Source organism: Priestia sp. JNUCC 25, from assembly GCF_053667915.1.
Genome location: NZ_CM132211.1, coordinates 180405 through 197414 on the forward strand (window position 1 = coordinate 180405; position 17010 = coordinate 197414).

Consider the following 17010-nt stretch of genomic DNA (forward strand, 5'->3'; position numbering starts at 1 on the left):
ATTGTAAATAGGAGGCTTAAGGTTATGTTTAAACATTTGTATCGTTCTTTGCCAATGCTGGCAGCGTATGGCCTGCTTAGCGTTTTTTTATACAGTGTTGTTATGTTTAATGTATCAAATGACACAAAAATGTTGTTTGACTGGGCCCAAATCCATACAGCTGGGTTCGTAGTATTAATAGGGGGATGCTCACTTGTCTTATGGGCGCTCACTTTCTATTTGCTACTTCGATTTAATCAGATAGAGAGAATACAAGGTTCGCAGTGGTATGCCATTTTTACGGCAATTGTGTTTTCAATTGCGGTAGCAGCGGTTTCTGCTATGGTTTTTGTTATATATCATATTGATATACATAATCCAGGCAAAACAATAGAGTGGATGCAAGCATATCCCGAACGCTATCTTTTTACGGTATTTTTACTTTCGCTGTTAACACTAGCGATCATTATGCTAGTAGGAGAAGCTTATTTAGGGGCTGGGATTACCTTTGTTCTGTATTTTATTTTAGCTCTTGTAAACTATTATAAAAAAATCTTTCGAAATGAACCATTGTTCCCGAACGATTTTATTCAGGCGAGTCAGTTAAAAGAAGTTATTCCGATGATTAAAGATTCGATTTCAATTCCTATTGTAATAGGAGTTATTGGATCCATTGTCGTACTGATCGCTCTTTGGTTTTTGTTGCCGAAAATTAAAATTCGATGGTTTCTTCGAATTATTATGATTCTGCCGCTCATCTTTTTAATGAAATCATTTTTATTCTTTGAACACTCGTTTGCTCAAAAATATTATGATCAATATGCTGCGCTGATGCCTTGGAATCAGCAAAATAATTATTACTATAATGGACCTGTTATTGGCATGATTTCAAATGTTAAAACAGATGTGCTGCAAGAGCCGGATGACTACTCACAAGAAGTAATGGCCAAAGTGGCAAAGCGGATTCAGTCAAAGGAAGAGAAAACACAAGAAAGCAATGCTGAAGTCAAACCAAACGTCGTGTTTGTGATGAACGAAACGTTTTGGGACCCAACAAAGCTTAGCGTGACGTTCTCTGAAGATCCAATGAAAAATACAAGAGAACTTCAAAAGAAATATCCTTCTGGGTGGTCTTTAAGTCCTTCATTTGGCGGGGAGACAGCTAATGTGGAATTTGAAGCGCTGACGAGCTACTCTTTGTCTTTCTTTAACCCTGGAGGCCTTCCTTATCAGCATGTATTGAGTAAAAAAGAATATCCGTCTTTTGTTTCTTATTTAGAAAAACAAGGCTATGCTACAACAGCTATGCATCCAAACAGCGGTATGCTTTATATGAGGCAAAATGTGTATCCAAATTTGGGATTTGATCAAGTGAAGTTTATTGATCAAATGAAGCATACGCAAAAAGATAACAAAGAATTTGTTTCTGATGAAGCGGTAGTTGATGAAGTACTCGATACGCTTCGTCAGTCGAAAAAGCCTGCATTTGTGCATGCTGTAACGATTGCAAATCATCTTCCTTATTCAGCGGATAAGTATAACGGTCAGGAAACCATTAAAGTAACCGGTAAAGGGTTATCACCGGAAATGCAAAAGGAAATTGAAATTTATGCTGAAGGAATTAAACGTTCAGATGCTGCTTTAAAACGATTGAACGATGAAATTCAAAAGCTGGACGAGCCAACCATTGTAGTATTTTGGGGAGATCATTTGCCAGCACTTGGACAAAACCTTCAAGCTTACAAAGAAACGGGTTTTGGAAACGAGAAAACACAGCAAACATCTCAAAAATTTTATGAGACGCCGCTCTTATTTTTATCTAATTACGATACGAAAATAGATAAAAATCTCGGTACGATGAGTCCTATTTATATTGCTCCGACGCTTGCTCAATCTCTTGGTTACAAAAGTAATCTGTTCTACGATCAGTTGAATCAAATGAAAACAGAAGTGCCGGCTTTTCGTTCAAATATGTATATAGATTCAAAAGGAAAGCTAGTGGATGATCCGGCAGCGCTATCTAAAAAAGCTGCAAAAGACCTTCAAGATTACCATGAAGTTGAGTTTGATACATTATCCGGGAAACAGTACGAAACGCATAAGTTGTATAAATAAAAATAAAAACTCCTTTTAAATAAAAGGAGTTTTTATTTTTTAAGTGTTTAAGGTTGTACTAAAAAATAATTCATGTATAATATTTTAAGGTTAAAAGTAAACTTTAAGTTAAGTAAAACAAAACTTGAGTTTGGAACAGCATGAACAATCATTCATGCTGTTTGCTAATTTTAAATACAGTTGAGGATCGAGAGTATGGAAATAGGAAAGAAAATTAAAAATTTACGATTAAAAAAAGGTTTAACACAAGAAGAGCTAGGAGAACGTACTGATTTAAGCAAAGGCTATATTTCGCAGCTAGAGCGCGATTTAAGTTCGCCGTCTTTAGAAACATTTTTTAGTATTTTGGAAGTGCTAGGATGCGAACCGAAAGAATTCTTCGAAATTGATACGCATGTTCAAAAGGTTGTATACAGAGAGGAAGACTACACGAGTTATTGCGAAGATGAAAAAGGTTACCATATTCAGTGGCTTGTGCATGAATCAAATGAAAAAGAAATGGAGCCAATTCGTCTTATTCTTCATGAAAAAGGTGCATTTAAGAGATTTGAGCCTTCCCTTTCAGAAACGTTTGGCTACATTTTGCGCGGGTGTGTGAAGGTGAAGCTTGGAGGCAGAATATATGAAGCCAAACAAGGAGAAACCATCTATTTTCAAGCTTCTGAAGAACATCAGATTTTAAATGCTCATGACGGAATAACAGAGTTAATTATCGTGGCGACAGAGTCTTATTTATAGAACAAAAGAGGTGAAGTGAAATGACATCTACGAATACAATTATTCAATTTGAAAATGTGACCAAGCAATATGATAATGATTCAGTTGTATTGGATCATGTAAGCTTTGAAATTGAAAAAGGGAAATTTTATACCCTCTTAGGTCCATCGGGATGTGGAAAGACAACGATTTTACGATTAATTGCAGGCTTTACGGAAGCCTCAAGCGGAACGATTTATTTTAATGGGAAAAGAATTAATGATGTTCCGGCTAACAAACGTCAGGTTAATACGGTTTTTCAAGACTACGCGCTTTTCCCCCATTTGAATGTATTTGAAAATGTAGCATTTGGTCTTCGAATCAAGAAGATGAAAAATGCTGATATTACAATAAAAGTTAAAGAAGCCCTTCGTTTTGTTAACTTAGAAGGATATGAAAACAGAGAAATAAAGGAAATGTCGGGCGGCCAAAGACAGCGCGTAGCAATTGCACGAGCAATTGTAAATCAGCCCGAAGTCATTTTGCTGGACGAGCCGCTTTCAGCTCTTGATCTAAAATTGCGTACGGAAATGCAATACGAGTTAAGAGAATTACAGCGTCGTCTAGGTATTACGTTCATTTTTGTTACGCACGATCAAGAAGAAGCGCTTGCGATGTCCGATGAAATCTTTGTTTTGAATAAAGGAAGAATTCAGCAGAGCGGGGAACCTACAGATATTTATGATGAGCCAATTAATCGTTTTGTTGCCGATTTTATTGGTGAATCAAATATTGTACCAGGTAAAATGATTGCTGACTTTTTAGTGGAGTTTGGCGGCCAGCAATTTGAATGTGTGGATCAAGGATTAAACCAAAATGAGCAGGTTGAAATTGTGATTCGTCCTGAAGATTTAGCCATTACAAGCTCCGATCAAGGAAAGCTGCAGGTTCGTGTAGATTCACAGCTGTTCAGAGGAGTCCATTATGAAATTTTAGGCTATGACCATGCAGGGAATGAGTGGCTCGTTCACTCTACGAAAAAGGCAACGGTTGGCGAAGAAATTGGTTTATATTTTGAACCTGAAGCTATTCATGTTATGCGATTTAATGAAACGGAAGAAGAATTCGATAAGCGACTCGAAGGTTATGAAGAGGATTACGATGCAAACTAAATCAAGAAATATTTACTTAGTCCCTTACGTGTTATGGATTTTGCTTTTTGTAGTTGCTCCCATTGTATTAGTTGTCTATTATTCTTTTTTCAGCATCGATAATGAGCTGACGCTTGAAAACTATAAGAAATTTTTTACCCCAGTTTATTTACAGATGACACTGAGTTCATTTTGGTATGCTTTTTTAATTACGTTATTTTCATTGGTTTTTTCTTATCCTACAGCTTATTTACTAACGAAGCTTAAGCACAAGCAGCTTTGGCTTCTACTGATTATTTTACCGACGTGGATTAACCTATTATTAAAAGCTTATGCTTTTTTAGGTATATTTGGCACGTATGGTACGGTTAATAAGTTTACTGAATTTCTGGGACTTGGTACTCATCAAATTTTATTTACTGACTTTAGTTTTGTATTTGTATCGGTGTATATTTTTATCCCCTTTATGATTTTGCCGATCTTTAACTCTTTAGAAGAACTTAATCCCTCGCTTATCTACGCTTCGCGAGACTTGGGGGCATCTTCATGGGTGACATTTAAGCGCGTGGTATTTCCGCTAACGCTAGAAGGGGTTAAATCAGGTTGTCAGGCTGTTTTTATTCCAGCACTATCACTCTTTATGATTACGCGTTTAATTGCTGGAAACCGCGTCATTACACTGGGAACAGCGATTGAACAACATTTTTTAGTGACGCAGGATTGGGGCATGGGCGCCACAATAGCCGTCTTTTTAATTATTGCGATGGCCGTTATGATGCTCATAACAGGCACTGGAAAGAGAGGTGTGTAAAATGAAGAGAAAGTGGAAGTTCAGCCACCTTTATTTATTTTTTGTGTTTTTCATTTTATACGCGCCCATTTTTTATTTAATGTATTACTCTTTTAACAGCGGAGGGAACATGCGTGAATTTGAAGGGTTTACGTTAGATTGGTACAAAGAAGTGTTTCAAGACACACGTTTGCTTATTATTGTCTTGAATACCCTTATTATTGCTCTATTGTCTTCGGTTATTTCAACTATTATTGGCGTGATAGGGGCACTTGCTATCGTATACGTGAAGCGCAGACGTGTTCAAAATACGCTGTTAACATTTAATAATGTGTTAATTGTGAGTCCAGATGTTATTATTGGAGCATCTTTTTTAATTCTATTTACCATTATCGGTGTAAAGCTCGGATTTATATCGGTATTATTAGCGCATATTGCATTCAGTGTACCGATTGTGGTCATCATGGTTCTGCCTAAGCTGCAGGAAATGAGTCCCACACTGCTCGATGCAGCCCGTGATTTGGGAGCAAGCCGCTTTGAAGTACTTTCGAAAGTGGTATTGCCATTTATTCGTCCTGGTATCTTTGCAGGCTTTTTTATGGCTTTAACTTACTCTTTGGATGACTTTGCGGTTACGTTCTTTGTGACCGGGAACGGTTTTTCCACGCTTTCAGTAGAAATTTACTCGTTAGCAAGAAGAGGGGTCTCGCTGAAAATCAATGCTCTTTCTACTCTTATTTTCATGTTTACCGTGCTGATTGTAATTGGTTATTACTTTATCAGTCAGCGATATAGCAATAAAGTGAAAGGGGTGGCGACTGGAAAATGAAGCAATTAGCAAAGCCGTTTATCTTCATCGTCATCCTTTCTTTCGTTCTTATGTATGTGGTTCATCATTTGAACAATGCCGAAGGATACTCTGGAGGAGATACGCTGACTGTCTATAATTGGGGAGATTATATTGATCCTGATTTAGTGAATCAGTTTGAAAAAGAAACCGGAATTAAAGTCATTTATCAGACTTTTGATTCGAATGAAGCAATGATGACCAAAATTGAACAAGGCGGTACGACATTTGATATTGCTGTGCCTTCTGAGTACGCGATTAGCAAGATGCGTGAAGAAAATTTACTATTGCCAATTGATCATTCGAAGCTGCCTAATCTAAAATACATTAATCCGCGTTTTTTAGACTTATCCTTTGATCCTGGCAATAAGTACTCTATTCCTTATTTTTGGGGAACTGTGGGTATTGTGTATAACTCTGATATGATTCATGGTAAGAAGATAAAAAGTTGGGATGATTTATGGGATCCTAAGCTGAAAAATCAAATTTTACTTGCAGATGGCGCTAGAGAAGTGATGGGAATGGGGCTAAACAGCTTAAATTATTCATTAAATGATACGAATAAAGCCCATCTTCAAGAAGCAAAAAGAAAGCTTGATACATTAACACCAAATGTTAAAGCCATTGTAGGAGACGAGATTAAGATGCTCCTAGCAAATGAAGAAGCGGCAATTGGCGTTGTTTGGTCAGGCGATGCTTCTGAAATTATGAGTGAAAACGATAAGCTGAATTACGTTGTTCCAGAAGAAGGTTCAAATTTATGGTTTGATAACATGGTTATTCCCAAAACGGCTAAAAACGTAGAAGGCGCACATAAATTCATGAATTTTATGTTAGATCCTAAACACGCTGCTCAAAACGCGGAATATGTAGGGTATTCTACGCCTAATAAACAAGCGTTAGATTATTTGCCGAAAGAAGTAGCGGAAGATGAACGTTTTTATCCAGAGGAAGAACTAACAAAAAAGCTTGAAGTATATAATAACTTAGGCAAACGAATGCTTGCTTATTACAATGAATTATTTTTAGAATTTAAAATGCACCGTAAATAAAAGGAACTTAATTAGGTCTTTATACTTAAGTTCTTTATTGTTTTTGTAAATTCAGTTGCGTGATAGAAAGAGGAAAGATAAAATACAAACGAGTAAAGCTAATAACATTTATTTTATGTTATTAGCTTTTTTATTTGTAAAACGGGAAAGATAAGAAAAAATTGAATGTTCTATTATTCATCTAGAATTTATATTTCACATTATATAGGAGAGAAAAAGTGAAGCAAAAACAAAAGCAGCATATTCAATCCATTTATTTTTTACGATTATTCGCTATGATGATGGTTGTGCTCGTACATGTAACAGCAGCATATGCAACGGTACTGCCATTTGCAAGCGAAGCTTATCAGAAATATCATTTTCTTAACCGAATTGTTCGAATTGAAGCAGGGATCTTTATTGTGATCACAGGTTTGGTTTTCTTTTATAGTTATATTAACAAGCCTTTAACAAAGACTTTATGGAAAACGTATTATGCTCGAAGAGTGACATATATTTTGGTTCCCTATATTATTTGGGCACTTATTTATGAATTTTATTCGTACTATGTAGGAGCAACAGAATTAAATGCAGCGGATATTGTGAAACGTATTTTACGCGGAGAGTCCTACTATCAGCTTCATTTTATCTTTTTAATTGTACAAGTTTATCTCGTGCTGCCTGTTTTTGTATGGCTAGCACAAAAAGTAACCATTTTTAAAAAATACATGTGGCTGTTTGGCATTATCATTCAGCTTGGTTATTTAATGCTTAACAATGCGTATCATATCACTTCATTTAATTTATTTTTAAATACAATGGCTACGTTTTTACTCGGCGGTTGGATTGGCATTTATTATCGTGAGCAAGTGGATAAAAAGTACAGTCGTTCGAATATTGTATTATTTCTAGTGACGCTCGGATCGGGAATAGCTATTTCACTGTTAAATTATCACTTGTACACAATGAAGACAATCCAAATTTCAGGCTTTACGTATGAGGCTGTTAATACGCTTTATTTGGTCGCTGGAAGTTATTTCTTCTTCCGAATTGCAGAGATATTAGCTGAAAAGCTTTCTGTGAAGTCTGTGACGATTGTTAAAAATATTGCCATGTACTCGTTTGGATTTTACTTGATTCACCCAATGGTTTTAAACTTTGTGGCAAAAGCATTACCAATACAAGGCAACTACATGTTTCACTTTGAAACCTTGGCACGCTATATTCTAACATTAGCGGGCTGTTACCTCATCATTTGGGGATGTCATCGTCTTTTACCGTTTGCTAGCTTTTTGTTTGGTAAACTGCCAAAAGAAGCGGTGTTCATTTACCGACGTCCGGATCATAAATAGCGTTTAGTTAAAAGTTATGTCTGCTTGCAGGCATAACTTTTTTTATAAAGTATAAGAGATGATAACACGCTAGTTTTAAAATATTTTTAAAAGTGACATGCTAAGATAATGCTTACTTAGATACTCACAAAAGGGGGAGTTTGATATGCGTGTACTTGTGGTAGAAGATGATGCTTCATTATTACACGGTATCGTAGAAGGCTTAAAAGAAGAAGGATATGAAGTTGATTGTGCGTCTGAAGGAGATGAAGGTTTGTTTTTAGCAGAGCAGAATATTTATGATGCCTTGATTTTAGATATTATGCTGCCGGGTATGACAGGGCTTGACATACTAAAAAGGCTAAGAAAACAAAAGGTGCTGACGAAAGTTATTTTTCTCACTGCAAAAGATAGTGTAGAAGATCGAGTGAAAGGGCTCGATTATGGAGCTGATGATTATTTGGTTAAGCCTTTTGCTATGGCTGAACTTTTTGCAAGGTTAAGGGTGATGCTCAGAGACTTGCAGGCAGAAGAAGGCATGATTTCATATGGTCCCATTTCTATACGAGAAGCCAATCATGAAGTTATGATAAATGGGAGTGCCCTAACGTTAACGATTAAAGAATTTCAGCTTTTGGAATACTTTATTCGAAATAAAGAACAAATCCTTATTCGAGATCAAATTTTTAATCGGGTATGGGGATTTACATCTGACGTAGGAGTGGGTGTAGTAGATGTCTATGTTCACCATTTAAGAAAGAAGCTTCAGCCTTTTAATTGTGACGGTTATGTACGTACAGTGAGAGGCGTAGGCTTTATGTTAAAAGGGGAAGAGCATGTTTAAAAAGACGAGAATCAGGCTTGTGTTATTTAACACAATCGTGCTGATGGTTATTTTGAGCATTTTTAGTTTAGTTTTATATGTTTATATGCAGCATGTTATTTTTTTAAATCCAGACAATCGGTTAAGTGAGATGAGCGAGCAAATTAAAAAAAGAAACTTACATGAAATTCAGGAAAACAATGAGAGAGAAACAGAAAGACGCGTTGCGTTTTTACTTTGGAGCAGTGATAAAAAACTAATCAAAATCACACCTAAAAAAGGTTTATATACAAACGATATTGACGACTTTAAGCCTGCGCTCTCAGAAGGAAAAAACCAAACGTCGCAAGAGGTAAACGGTCATGCTTATCGAGTGATGAATGTGAAAAACGAAGGATACATAAAAGACCAAGGCGTTTCAACGATTCAACTTGTCTTAAACGTAGATCCAGAAACTCAAACCTTAGAGCACCTTGCTTTTCTTCTTATCATTTCAGCGTTTATTGGACTGCTTCTTTCGCTTGTAGCTGGCTTGTTTTTAGCTAATCGAGCGCTTGTACCTATACAAAAGTCGTGGAACAAACAGGTCGAATTTATTGCAGATGCTTCCCATGAGTTAAGAACGCCTCTTTCCGTGATGCAAACGCATCTCGAGCTATTGTTTAGACGACCAAATCATACGATCGAGCAAGAAAGCGAAAATATTTATCAAAGCTTAAACGAAGTGAAGCGGATGACGAAGCTGGTGGGTAACTTACTAACACTGGCTAGATCTGATTCAAGTGCGCAGCTGCTAAACAAAACGGTCTTTAATATGGGCGAGCTGGTTGATAAAGTAGCTAATCAATTTGAGCCCATATTTGAACTAAAGGAGCTACACTTCACAAGGGAAATTGAATCGTTAATGTGCGGAGGAGATCAAGAACGACTTCATCAGCTATGTATGATTTTATTAGATAACGCTTTTAAATACACCCCATCTGGAGAAAGCATTCACATCTGTCTAAAGAAACACCATCACTCTATGACGTTAATCGTTAGGGACACAGGCGTTGGAATTGAAGCGAAAGACCTTCCATATGTGTTTGATCGCTTTTATCGAAGTGATAAGAGCCGAGCACGTGCCGAAGGAGGGTCAGGTTTAGGTCTCGCGATTGCCAAATGGATTGTACAAGCTCATGACGGAGAAATTAAGGTTTTTAGCCAAAAAAACGTGGGTACGAAATTTCATGTGAAAATTCCGCTATGAAAAAAGCTGCCTATTATCAGGCAGCTTTTTTCATCACTTTTTTGTTGGCAGTCTTCCACGCTTTCCATGCATTAGCAAGTAACAGGCCAATTAATAAATAGGCAAGGCCGCCAAAAACTAAGTAATCTACAGCGCTAATCGCCCCCGCAAGCAGTCCAAATTTTATTTGGTCTTTATACTTGGCAGGAGAAGTTGGCGGATCAGTCACCATGAAGAAGGCTAAAAATAAAGCGGAATTGACAAAAGGAGCTCGTAAAGCATCCGCTACATCGCCTACTCCTATTAATGACATAATCGTAAAAATAGCAAAATACACGCCCAAAAAAGCAAATACTTGAGGGAATTTATTTACCTTGCTGGTCACAAGGTACCCCGTCACAAACACGAATACAATGAGCCATACGGGTAGTAAAGATAAGCTTCCCCACCAGCTTTGGCCGTTTGAAAAGACAATAAGTGAAAAGAGAAGACCAAAAGCGGCAGGGTTAAAAATAGGCTTCTTTTTTACTTTTACTAAGTGCTTCGATAAAATCGCAACAGCTACAGTGCAAAATGTGACCCAAGCAGGTGTAGAGGTGCTGAGCACTAAGGCAATAATTAATCCAGTAATAATTCCGCCGTCAGGAAGCTGAATTTTCTTTTTATAGGCAAAAGAAAATCCTAAATCTAAGGCGGCTGCCGAGCATACGGCAAGCAGTAGGTGTCCTAATCCTTGAAAGGCAGAAGAGTTGAATTCACCTAATAAGGTTAAAAGCAGCAGCATAGCCATCACGTATCTTTTAGGTGTTTTAACTAGCTGCGCCCAAGGACTTATTTCTTTTGGTTTGTTTTTATCTACAATAATATAACCTTTTGGTGTACTAATATATTTAACACCGCTTCTTCGTTCAGAACGTGTGGTCATAATTCATTAATTCCTCCATATCTGATGTAAAAAAAGGAGTGAAACTAGAATCGAAGAGTACGCCGCCTATGTCGGCATCATTCAATAAATTTATTCCTTTTTCCGCTCCTAAAATAAAAGCTGACGTAGATAATGCATCGGCCAGCATGGCAGAAGGAGAAATAGCTGTACAACTCAGTAGACTGCTTCCAGTGGATGGAGATAAGGGATTAACCAAATGATGCATGAATGGTTGCGTCTTATTTTTTCTAGCATAATTTCCTGATGTGCAGACAGCCGTATCTGTTACACGTAAAGTCAGTAATGACTGCGTTTGAATTCCAGGGTGCTGAATCCCGACTTTCCATAACTCTCCGTGTTGATTGCGTCCTTTAACTAGGATGTCTCCTCCTGCATTAATCATAAAATGCTGATAAGGAAGGGAGCGGGCAGCCAAATCAATCGCCAACCCTTTGGCGACCGCTCCAAGATCTATAATCATCGGTTTTTGTAAACAAACCGTTTTTTTATGTGTATCCAATACGATATCTTTATAACTTCCAGAATCGACTGCTTCGTCCACTTGTACGGGCTTTCCATATAAGTAGTGTTCGTTAAAACCGCGGTTTTCTAATTGTTTTCCTACCGTTGGGTCAAAGATTCCATTTGTTTCATTTGCTACTAAGACAGCGAAATGAAGGGCTTCAAATAATAGAGCACTAACAGAAACGGGTTCTTTGACATGTCTAATTAGTTTCATAACTTCGCTTTTGGCATCAAATCGACTGCACGTCGTTTCAACGGTTTTAAAAATAGTAAATGCCTTTGAGATGTGGTGAAGGACATTTGCCTCATCTGATTGCGGAGCAATTACTTGAATGGACACGGTTGTTCCCATACATAAGACAGAGCGGCTATACGTTTTTATGGACATCATTCGTTTCTCCCTTATGCATTCATTGCTTGCTGAAGTGCGTCGTCCACGGCATTTTGAAAATCTTCTGTACTAAGCGTTGCTCCGCTCACGACGTCGACATCTGAGCTTTGTCTTTGTACGACTTGAGTCGGAAGGCCCTCAATGTAACTTTCCGAATAGTGAGTATCCACTTCTGTAATTTCAACGGTATCAATTCGGTCGTTTTTAATGGTCACGGATACGTAGACAGTTCCGATACGGTTGCTTCCTTGGCCAGAATACGTTCCATCTTTGTATTTTGTTTTAGGAGCAGAACTTTCGGCACTCGCTGATGACTGTTTCTTATGAGAGGAAGCAATATCTTCTCCCCAGCTGTCATTGACAATCGTTTGATTGTCTGTCTGATCTGTCGTTTTCTTCTGATGATGAGCAGGTGTGACTTGAACAGCTTGTGCATCAGATAGAGTGTTTATATAACCAGTTGCATAAATACTTCCAATGGCTACGCTGCATGCAGCAATCATCTTCTTTCCCATTTTACTCATGTTTGTTGAACCTCCTGATTTGTACCAGAACTATAGTTTCGATTATTGATGGTTGTCTTTAGCATAAATAAACTTTACAAATAAACTTTTAAAAAAGATTTAAAATCAAGAAAGTTTTTTCAAAAATAAATGGGCCAAAGGAAAAGATGATTCTAAATAATAAAGGTAGGCGATGGAATTTCTTTCACAAGCCTAGCTATTTTGACATACGTAATAATAGTTAATATTTCTGTTTACTATCTAAACGTGCATGATAAAATAGAAAAGATGAATATGTGTTAGGAGGAACATCAGTGAAAATTAAGCTTGGCCTTTTATACGGAGGAAAATCCGCTGAACATAAAGTATCTTTACAAACAGCTCTAGCAGTTTCAAAAGCAATTAACCACGATAAATATGAAGTGCATCCAATTTACATTACAGAAACAGGAAAGTGGATTCGCGGCACACAGCTGACTGGTCCGCTTGAAACAGTTGCTCAATTAGAAATTCAAGATAACGGAACTGCTATTTCACCAGTTTCATTGAATACGGAAATGTTTGCATTAACAGATTCAAAAACAGATGATCAGCTAGATGTTATTTTCCCACTTCTTCATGGTCCAAATGGAGAAGATGGTACGGTACAAGGATTATTAGAATTATTGAATATTCCTTATGTTGGAAACGGTGTATTAGCTTCAGCAGCTGGTATGGATAAAGTTGTAATGAAGCAGCTGTTTGCACAGGCAGGTCTGCCTCAAGTAGAGTACGTATCATTTATCCGCCGCGAGTGGGAAGCAGATCGAACGGCTGCTTATGAAAAAGTAGAAACACTTGGATACCCTTGCTTTGTTAAACCAGCAAACTTAGGTTCAAGCGTTGGGATTAGCAAATGTGATAACCGCGAAGAGTTAGAAGCGGCATTTGTTGAAGCTTTCTTATTCGATCGGAAAATCATTGTAGAAGCAGCAGCAGTTGGTCGTGAAGTTGAAATTGGTGTGTTAGGGAATGATGAAGCAGCTTGTTCAGTAGTTGGAGAAATCTTACCTAAAAAAGCGTTTTACGATTACAAAGCCAAATATGAAGACGGCGATACAGGTCTTATTATTCCAGCTGAAATTACAGAAGAGCAGCATCAAGAAATGTCAGCACTAGCAATCAAAGCATTTAAAGCAATTGATGGATCTGGTCTTGTACGTGCAGATTTCTTCTTAACATCAGAAGGTAAATTCATTATTAATGAAGTGAATACGATGCCTGGTTTTACACCTTTCAGTATGTTCCCGTTATTGTGGAAACACGCAGGTGTTGAATATCCAGATTTAATTGAAAAACTTGTATCACTAGCAATTGAACGTCATACCGAAAAGCAGCAAATTAAACACACAATGTAACTCACACAACACTATTCATCATGAATAGTGTTTCTGTGTTTAGTTTCAATTAATGTTATCCATAGTTTACTTTATATCGAGAGGAGCAAACCAACAATGATTAAACGTACGCTTAAACAGCTAGCTACAATGATTCCAGGAAGTGTATTTCATAGCGGGAACGAAGCAGCTGTAATTGAGGGAGTCTCAATTGATACGAGAACCATTCAGCAAGGTAATTTATATATCCCAATCAAAGGGGAACGTTTTAACGGGCATACATTTGTTCATAAAGCAATTGAAAACGGAGCGATCGCTACACTGTGGAACAAAGATGAAGAAAATCCACCGACAGACATTAGTGTTATTTTAGTCGATGATACGCTAGTAGCTCTTCAGCAATTAGCGAAATCTTATCGTCACGAGTTAGATATTAAAGTAGTGGGCATTACAGGAAGTAACGGAAAAACAACGGCAAAAGACATGGTGAAAGCTGTGCTCGATACAACTTATCGTGTGCTGAAAACAGATGGAAACTTTAATAATCACATTGGCATGCCGCTTACTATTTTGCGTTTAGATGAAACTCATGATATTGCAGTTTTAGAAATGGGCATGAGCAGCCGAGGGGAAATTGAGTTTCTTTCTAATTTAGCGGAGCCTGATGTGGCCATTATTACAAATATCGGAGAATCGCACCTTCAAGACTTAGGAAGCCGTGATGGAATTGCGGAGGCAAAATTAGAAATTACAAGCGGCTTAGCGCCAACAGGTCAGCTTGTCTATAATGGTGATGAGCCACTTTTAACGTCGCGCGTTGTTAATCCAGTATTTGAAACGGTGACATTTGGCAGCTCAGAACAAAACGATTTGTATCCAAGTGCTATTTCAGCTGAAGAGTTAGGCACAACATTCACTGTTTCACGTGAAACAACATGTTCATTCTTTATCCCGGTATTAGGTAAACATAATGTTCACAATGCGCTTTCTGCTATTGCGGTAGGTCATTATTTTGGACTAGACAATGAAACAATCGCTAAGGGATTAAAAGAATTAAAGCTAACCAATATGCGTATGGAGCTCGTGAAAAGAACAGATGGCCTGACCTTCATTAATGACGCATATAATGCAAGCCCAACGTCCGTTAAAGCTGCTATCACGTTGATGCATGATTTAGAAGGCTATAAGCAAAAAATTCTTGTTCTCGGCGATATGCTTGAATTAGGTGATCAGGAAAAAGAGTTCCACAAAGAAGTGGGAGAGTTTATTCAAGCAGAAAAAATTGATTATGTTCTAACATACGGCCCCTTATCTGTTGAAATTGAGCAAGGAGCAAAAAATAATTTTGCAGAAGATAAGGTAATGCACTTTGAGGAGAAAGATGAGCTTGTTAAAAAATTAACAGCGATTACAACAAGAGAAGATGTGGTTTTAGTGAAAGCATCTCGAGGGATGAAGCTTGAGGAAGTTATCTCAAAAATGATGCATAAATTACCGTGATATTAAAAAGAGTATAAGTAAGCTCTATTGCAAACGGAAAGCCATAGTGTTATGATGTAGTCTGAGTGTCTTGAGGCGCTTATACTCTAAACGTTGAATTTATTGAAGTAGTCGTTTAGAGCATTTTCCGTTTCCTCGGAGAATGCTTTTTTTTGTAAAATATAGATAGTCTAAATATAAAAGGAGTTTGAAAAACTTGGCATTATTTCAAGATTTAGGATTAAGTCAACAGCTTAATAAAGCTGTGAGTAAAATGGGTTTTGAAGAAGCAACACCAATTCAATCAGAAACTATCCCATTAGCACTAGAAGGTCACGATTTGATCGGACAAGCACAAACAGGAACAGGGAAAACAGCGGCATTTGGTATTCCTCTTATTGAAAAAGTTGATGTAAACGTAGATGCAATTCAAGGGTTAATTATTGCTCCTACTCGTGAACTTGCTGTACAGGTATCTGAAGAACTTTACAAAATTGGTCAAACAAAGCGCGTACGCGTGCTATCAATTTACGGTGGTCAAGATATCAGTCGTCAAATTCGTGCATTGAAAAAGTACCCTCATATCATCGTAGGGACACCAGGGCGTATGCTAGATCATATTAATCGTCGTACACTTCGTCTACAAGATGTTCATACAGTTATTTTAGATGAAGCAGATGAAATGTTAAACATGGGATTCATCGAAGACATTGAAAAAATCTTATCAAACGTACCTGAGAACCACCAAACACTTTTATTCTCAGCAACAATGCCTACTCCAATCCGTCGCATTGCTGAAAAATTCATGAACGAACCAAAAGTGGTAAAAGTAAAAGCAAAAGAAGTAACGATGCCAAACATTACGCAGTATTATTTAGAAGTACAAGAAAAGCGTAAATTTGATATCCTTACTCGTCTTTTAGATATGCAATCACCTGAATTAGCTATCATCTTTGGTCGTACAAAGCGCCGTGTTGATGAGCTATCAGAAGCATTAAATATGCGTGGTTATTCTGCACAAGGTATCCACGGTGACTTGACGCAATCGAAACGTCTATCTGTACTACGTCAATTTAAAGAAGGTTCTATTGATGTATTAGTTGCGACGGACGTAGCTGCACGCGGACTTGATATTTCTGGTGTTACTCATGTATACAACTTTGATATCCCTCAAGATCCAGAGAGCTATGTACACCGTATCGGACGTACAGGACGTGCTGGTAAAATGGGTGCTGCTATGACATTTGTAACGCCAAGAGAAACTGGACAGTTACACAATATTGAGCGTACAACAAAACGTAAAATGGAGCGTCTTACTCCTCCAACGCTTGATGAAGCAATGGAAGGTCAACAGCGTATTGCAGCTGACAAATTAACAGAATCTGTGACACAAGGCAACTTATCTTACTACAAACAGTTGGCAGAAGAGTTACTTGAAGAGCACGATTCAGTTTCATTAGTGGCAGCAGCAATCAAATTATTTACAAAAGAACCAAACGAATCACCAATTCAATTAACTGCTGAACCACCGGTAATTGCAAAAGGTGATAAAAACAAACGTGGAAATGGCGGAGGTCGTTCACGTTCTAACTCTAAAAACTACTCACAGCAAAATCGTCGTGGAAACTCAAAGCGTTTTGGTGACAAGCGTCGCGGTGGAAGCAACGGCAGTGATAATAGAAATCGTAATAGCAGCAGTAATCGTAAAGATTCTCGCAGCAAAGCGTAAAATAAAAACGAGCCTGTTAAGGCTCGTTTTTTTATGTGTTAATTGCTATTTTATTGGTGCACACTATGAGTAAAATAAAATGGGGTGTTCA

Annotated in this window: 15 protein-coding genes; 12 read left to right on the forward strand and 3 right to left on the reverse strand. The window is 37.6% G+C overall.

All coding sequences use genetic code 11. The features are described from left to right. Positions 1-24 precede the first annotated feature (24 nt). The 9 genes from JNUCC25_RS01040 (at position 25) to JNUCC25_RS01080 (ending at position 10012) form a co-directional block, all read left to right on the forward strand. The gene (locus JNUCC25_RS01040) at positions 25-2094 is read left to right on the forward strand and encodes an LTA synthase family protein (protein WP_029325468.1); all 2070 of its coding nucleotides are present in this window, start codon (positions 25-27) and stop codon (positions 2092-2094) included. A 195-nt stretch (positions 2095-2289) separates the two neighbouring features. Continuing rightward, entirely contained in the window at positions 2290-2832 is a 543-nt protein-coding gene (locus tag JNUCC25_RS01045) for a helix-turn-helix domain-containing protein (RefSeq protein ID WP_013054985.1), read from the forward strand. Between the two features lie 20 nt (positions 2833-2852). Further along, the gene (locus JNUCC25_RS01050; RefSeq protein WP_025601794.1) at positions 2853-3962 is read left to right on the forward strand and encodes an ABC transporter ATP-binding protein; all 1110 of its coding nucleotides are present in this window, start codon (positions 2853-2855) and stop codon (positions 3960-3962) included. Then, positions 3952-4752, forward strand: coding sequence for an ABC transporter permease (locus JNUCC25_RS01055; RefSeq protein ID WP_013054987.1), 801 nt, complete (start codon positions 3952-3954; stop codon positions 4750-4752). The genes JNUCC25_RS01050 and JNUCC25_RS01055 overlap by 11 nt, the downstream gene beginning before the upstream one ends. A 1-nt stretch (position 4753) precedes the next feature. Next, on the forward strand, positions 4754-5560 hold the full coding sequence (locus JNUCC25_RS01060) for an ABC transporter permease (RefSeq protein ID WP_013054988.1): 807 nt from the start codon (positions 4754-4756) through the stop codon (positions 5558-5560). Next, positions 5557-6630 carry an ABC transporter substrate-binding protein gene (locus JNUCC25_RS01065; RefSeq protein ID WP_029325470.1) on the forward strand — a complete coding sequence of 358 codons (1074 nt, stop codon included), beginning with the start codon at positions 5557-5559 and terminating at the stop codon, positions 6628-6630. Before JNUCC25_RS01060 ends, JNUCC25_RS01065 begins: the two co-directional genes overlap by 4 nt. Positions 6631-6848: 218 nt before the next feature. After that, positions 6849-7961 carry an acyltransferase gene (locus JNUCC25_RS01070; protein ID WP_029325471.1) on the forward strand — a complete coding sequence of 371 codons (1113 nt, stop codon included), beginning with the start codon at positions 6849-6851 and terminating at the stop codon, positions 7959-7961. Positions 7962-8106: 145 nt separating this feature from the next. Further along, entirely contained in the window at positions 8107-8784 is a 678-nt protein-coding gene (locus tag JNUCC25_RS01075; protein WP_140456580.1) for a response regulator transcription factor, read from the forward strand. Then, complete coding sequence (locus JNUCC25_RS01080; protein ID WP_029325472.1) at positions 8777-10012, forward strand: sensor histidine kinase; 1236 nt, start codon at positions 8777-8779, stop codon at positions 10010-10012. Before JNUCC25_RS01075 ends, JNUCC25_RS01080 begins: the two co-directional genes overlap by 8 nt. A gap of 16 nt (positions 10013-10028) precedes the next feature. Here JNUCC25_RS01080 and JNUCC25_RS01085 read toward each other — a convergent pair whose 3' ends face one another. The 3 genes from JNUCC25_RS01085 to JNUCC25_RS01095 are packed head-to-tail and all read right to left on the reverse strand — an operon-like array spanning position 10029 to position 12356. Beyond that, positions 10029-10916 carry an RnfABCDGE type electron transport complex subunit D gene (locus tag JNUCC25_RS01085; protein WP_029325473.1) on the reverse strand — a complete coding sequence of 296 codons (888 nt, stop codon included), beginning with the start codon at positions 10914-10916 and terminating at the stop codon, positions 10029-10031. Next, positions 10900-11832: an FAD:protein FMN transferase gene (locus JNUCC25_RS01090; RefSeq protein ID WP_064471258.1), complete on the reverse strand. Its 933-nt coding sequence runs from the start codon at positions 11830-11832 to the stop codon at positions 10900-10902. The genes JNUCC25_RS01085 and JNUCC25_RS01090 overlap by 17 nt, the downstream gene beginning before the upstream one ends. 11 nt (positions 11833-11843) lie before the next feature. After that, positions 11844-12356: an FMN-binding protein gene (locus JNUCC25_RS01095; protein WP_029325475.1), complete on the reverse strand. Its 513-nt coding sequence runs from the start codon at positions 12354-12356 to the stop codon at positions 11844-11846. Positions 12357-12649: 293 nt separating this feature from the next. On the opposite strand from JNUCC25_RS01095, the gene JNUCC25_RS01100 reads away from it, so the two are divergent. The 3 genes from JNUCC25_RS01100 to JNUCC25_RS01110 all read left to right on the forward strand — a co-directional run bounded on the left by JNUCC25_RS01100 (position 12650) and on the right by JNUCC25_RS01110 (position 16919). Beyond that, a complete protein-coding gene (locus JNUCC25_RS01100) occupies positions 12650-13732 on the forward strand; it encodes a D-alanine--D-alanine ligase (RefSeq protein WP_013054995.1) in 1083 nt (360 codons plus the stop codon). A gap of 96 nt (positions 13733-13828) precedes the next feature. Then, positions 13829-15211: a UDP-N-acetylmuramoyl-tripeptide--D-alanyl-D-alanine ligase gene (locus JNUCC25_RS01105; protein ID WP_029325476.1), complete on the forward strand. Its 1383-nt coding sequence runs from the start codon at positions 13829-13831 to the stop codon at positions 15209-15211. A 196-nt stretch (positions 15212-15407) separates the two neighbouring features. After that, the gene (locus tag JNUCC25_RS01110) at positions 15408-16919 is read left to right on the forward strand and encodes a DEAD/DEAH box helicase (protein ID WP_029325477.1); all 1512 of its coding nucleotides are present in this window, start codon (positions 15408-15410) and stop codon (positions 16917-16919) included. Positions 16920-17010 lie beyond the last annotated feature (91 nt).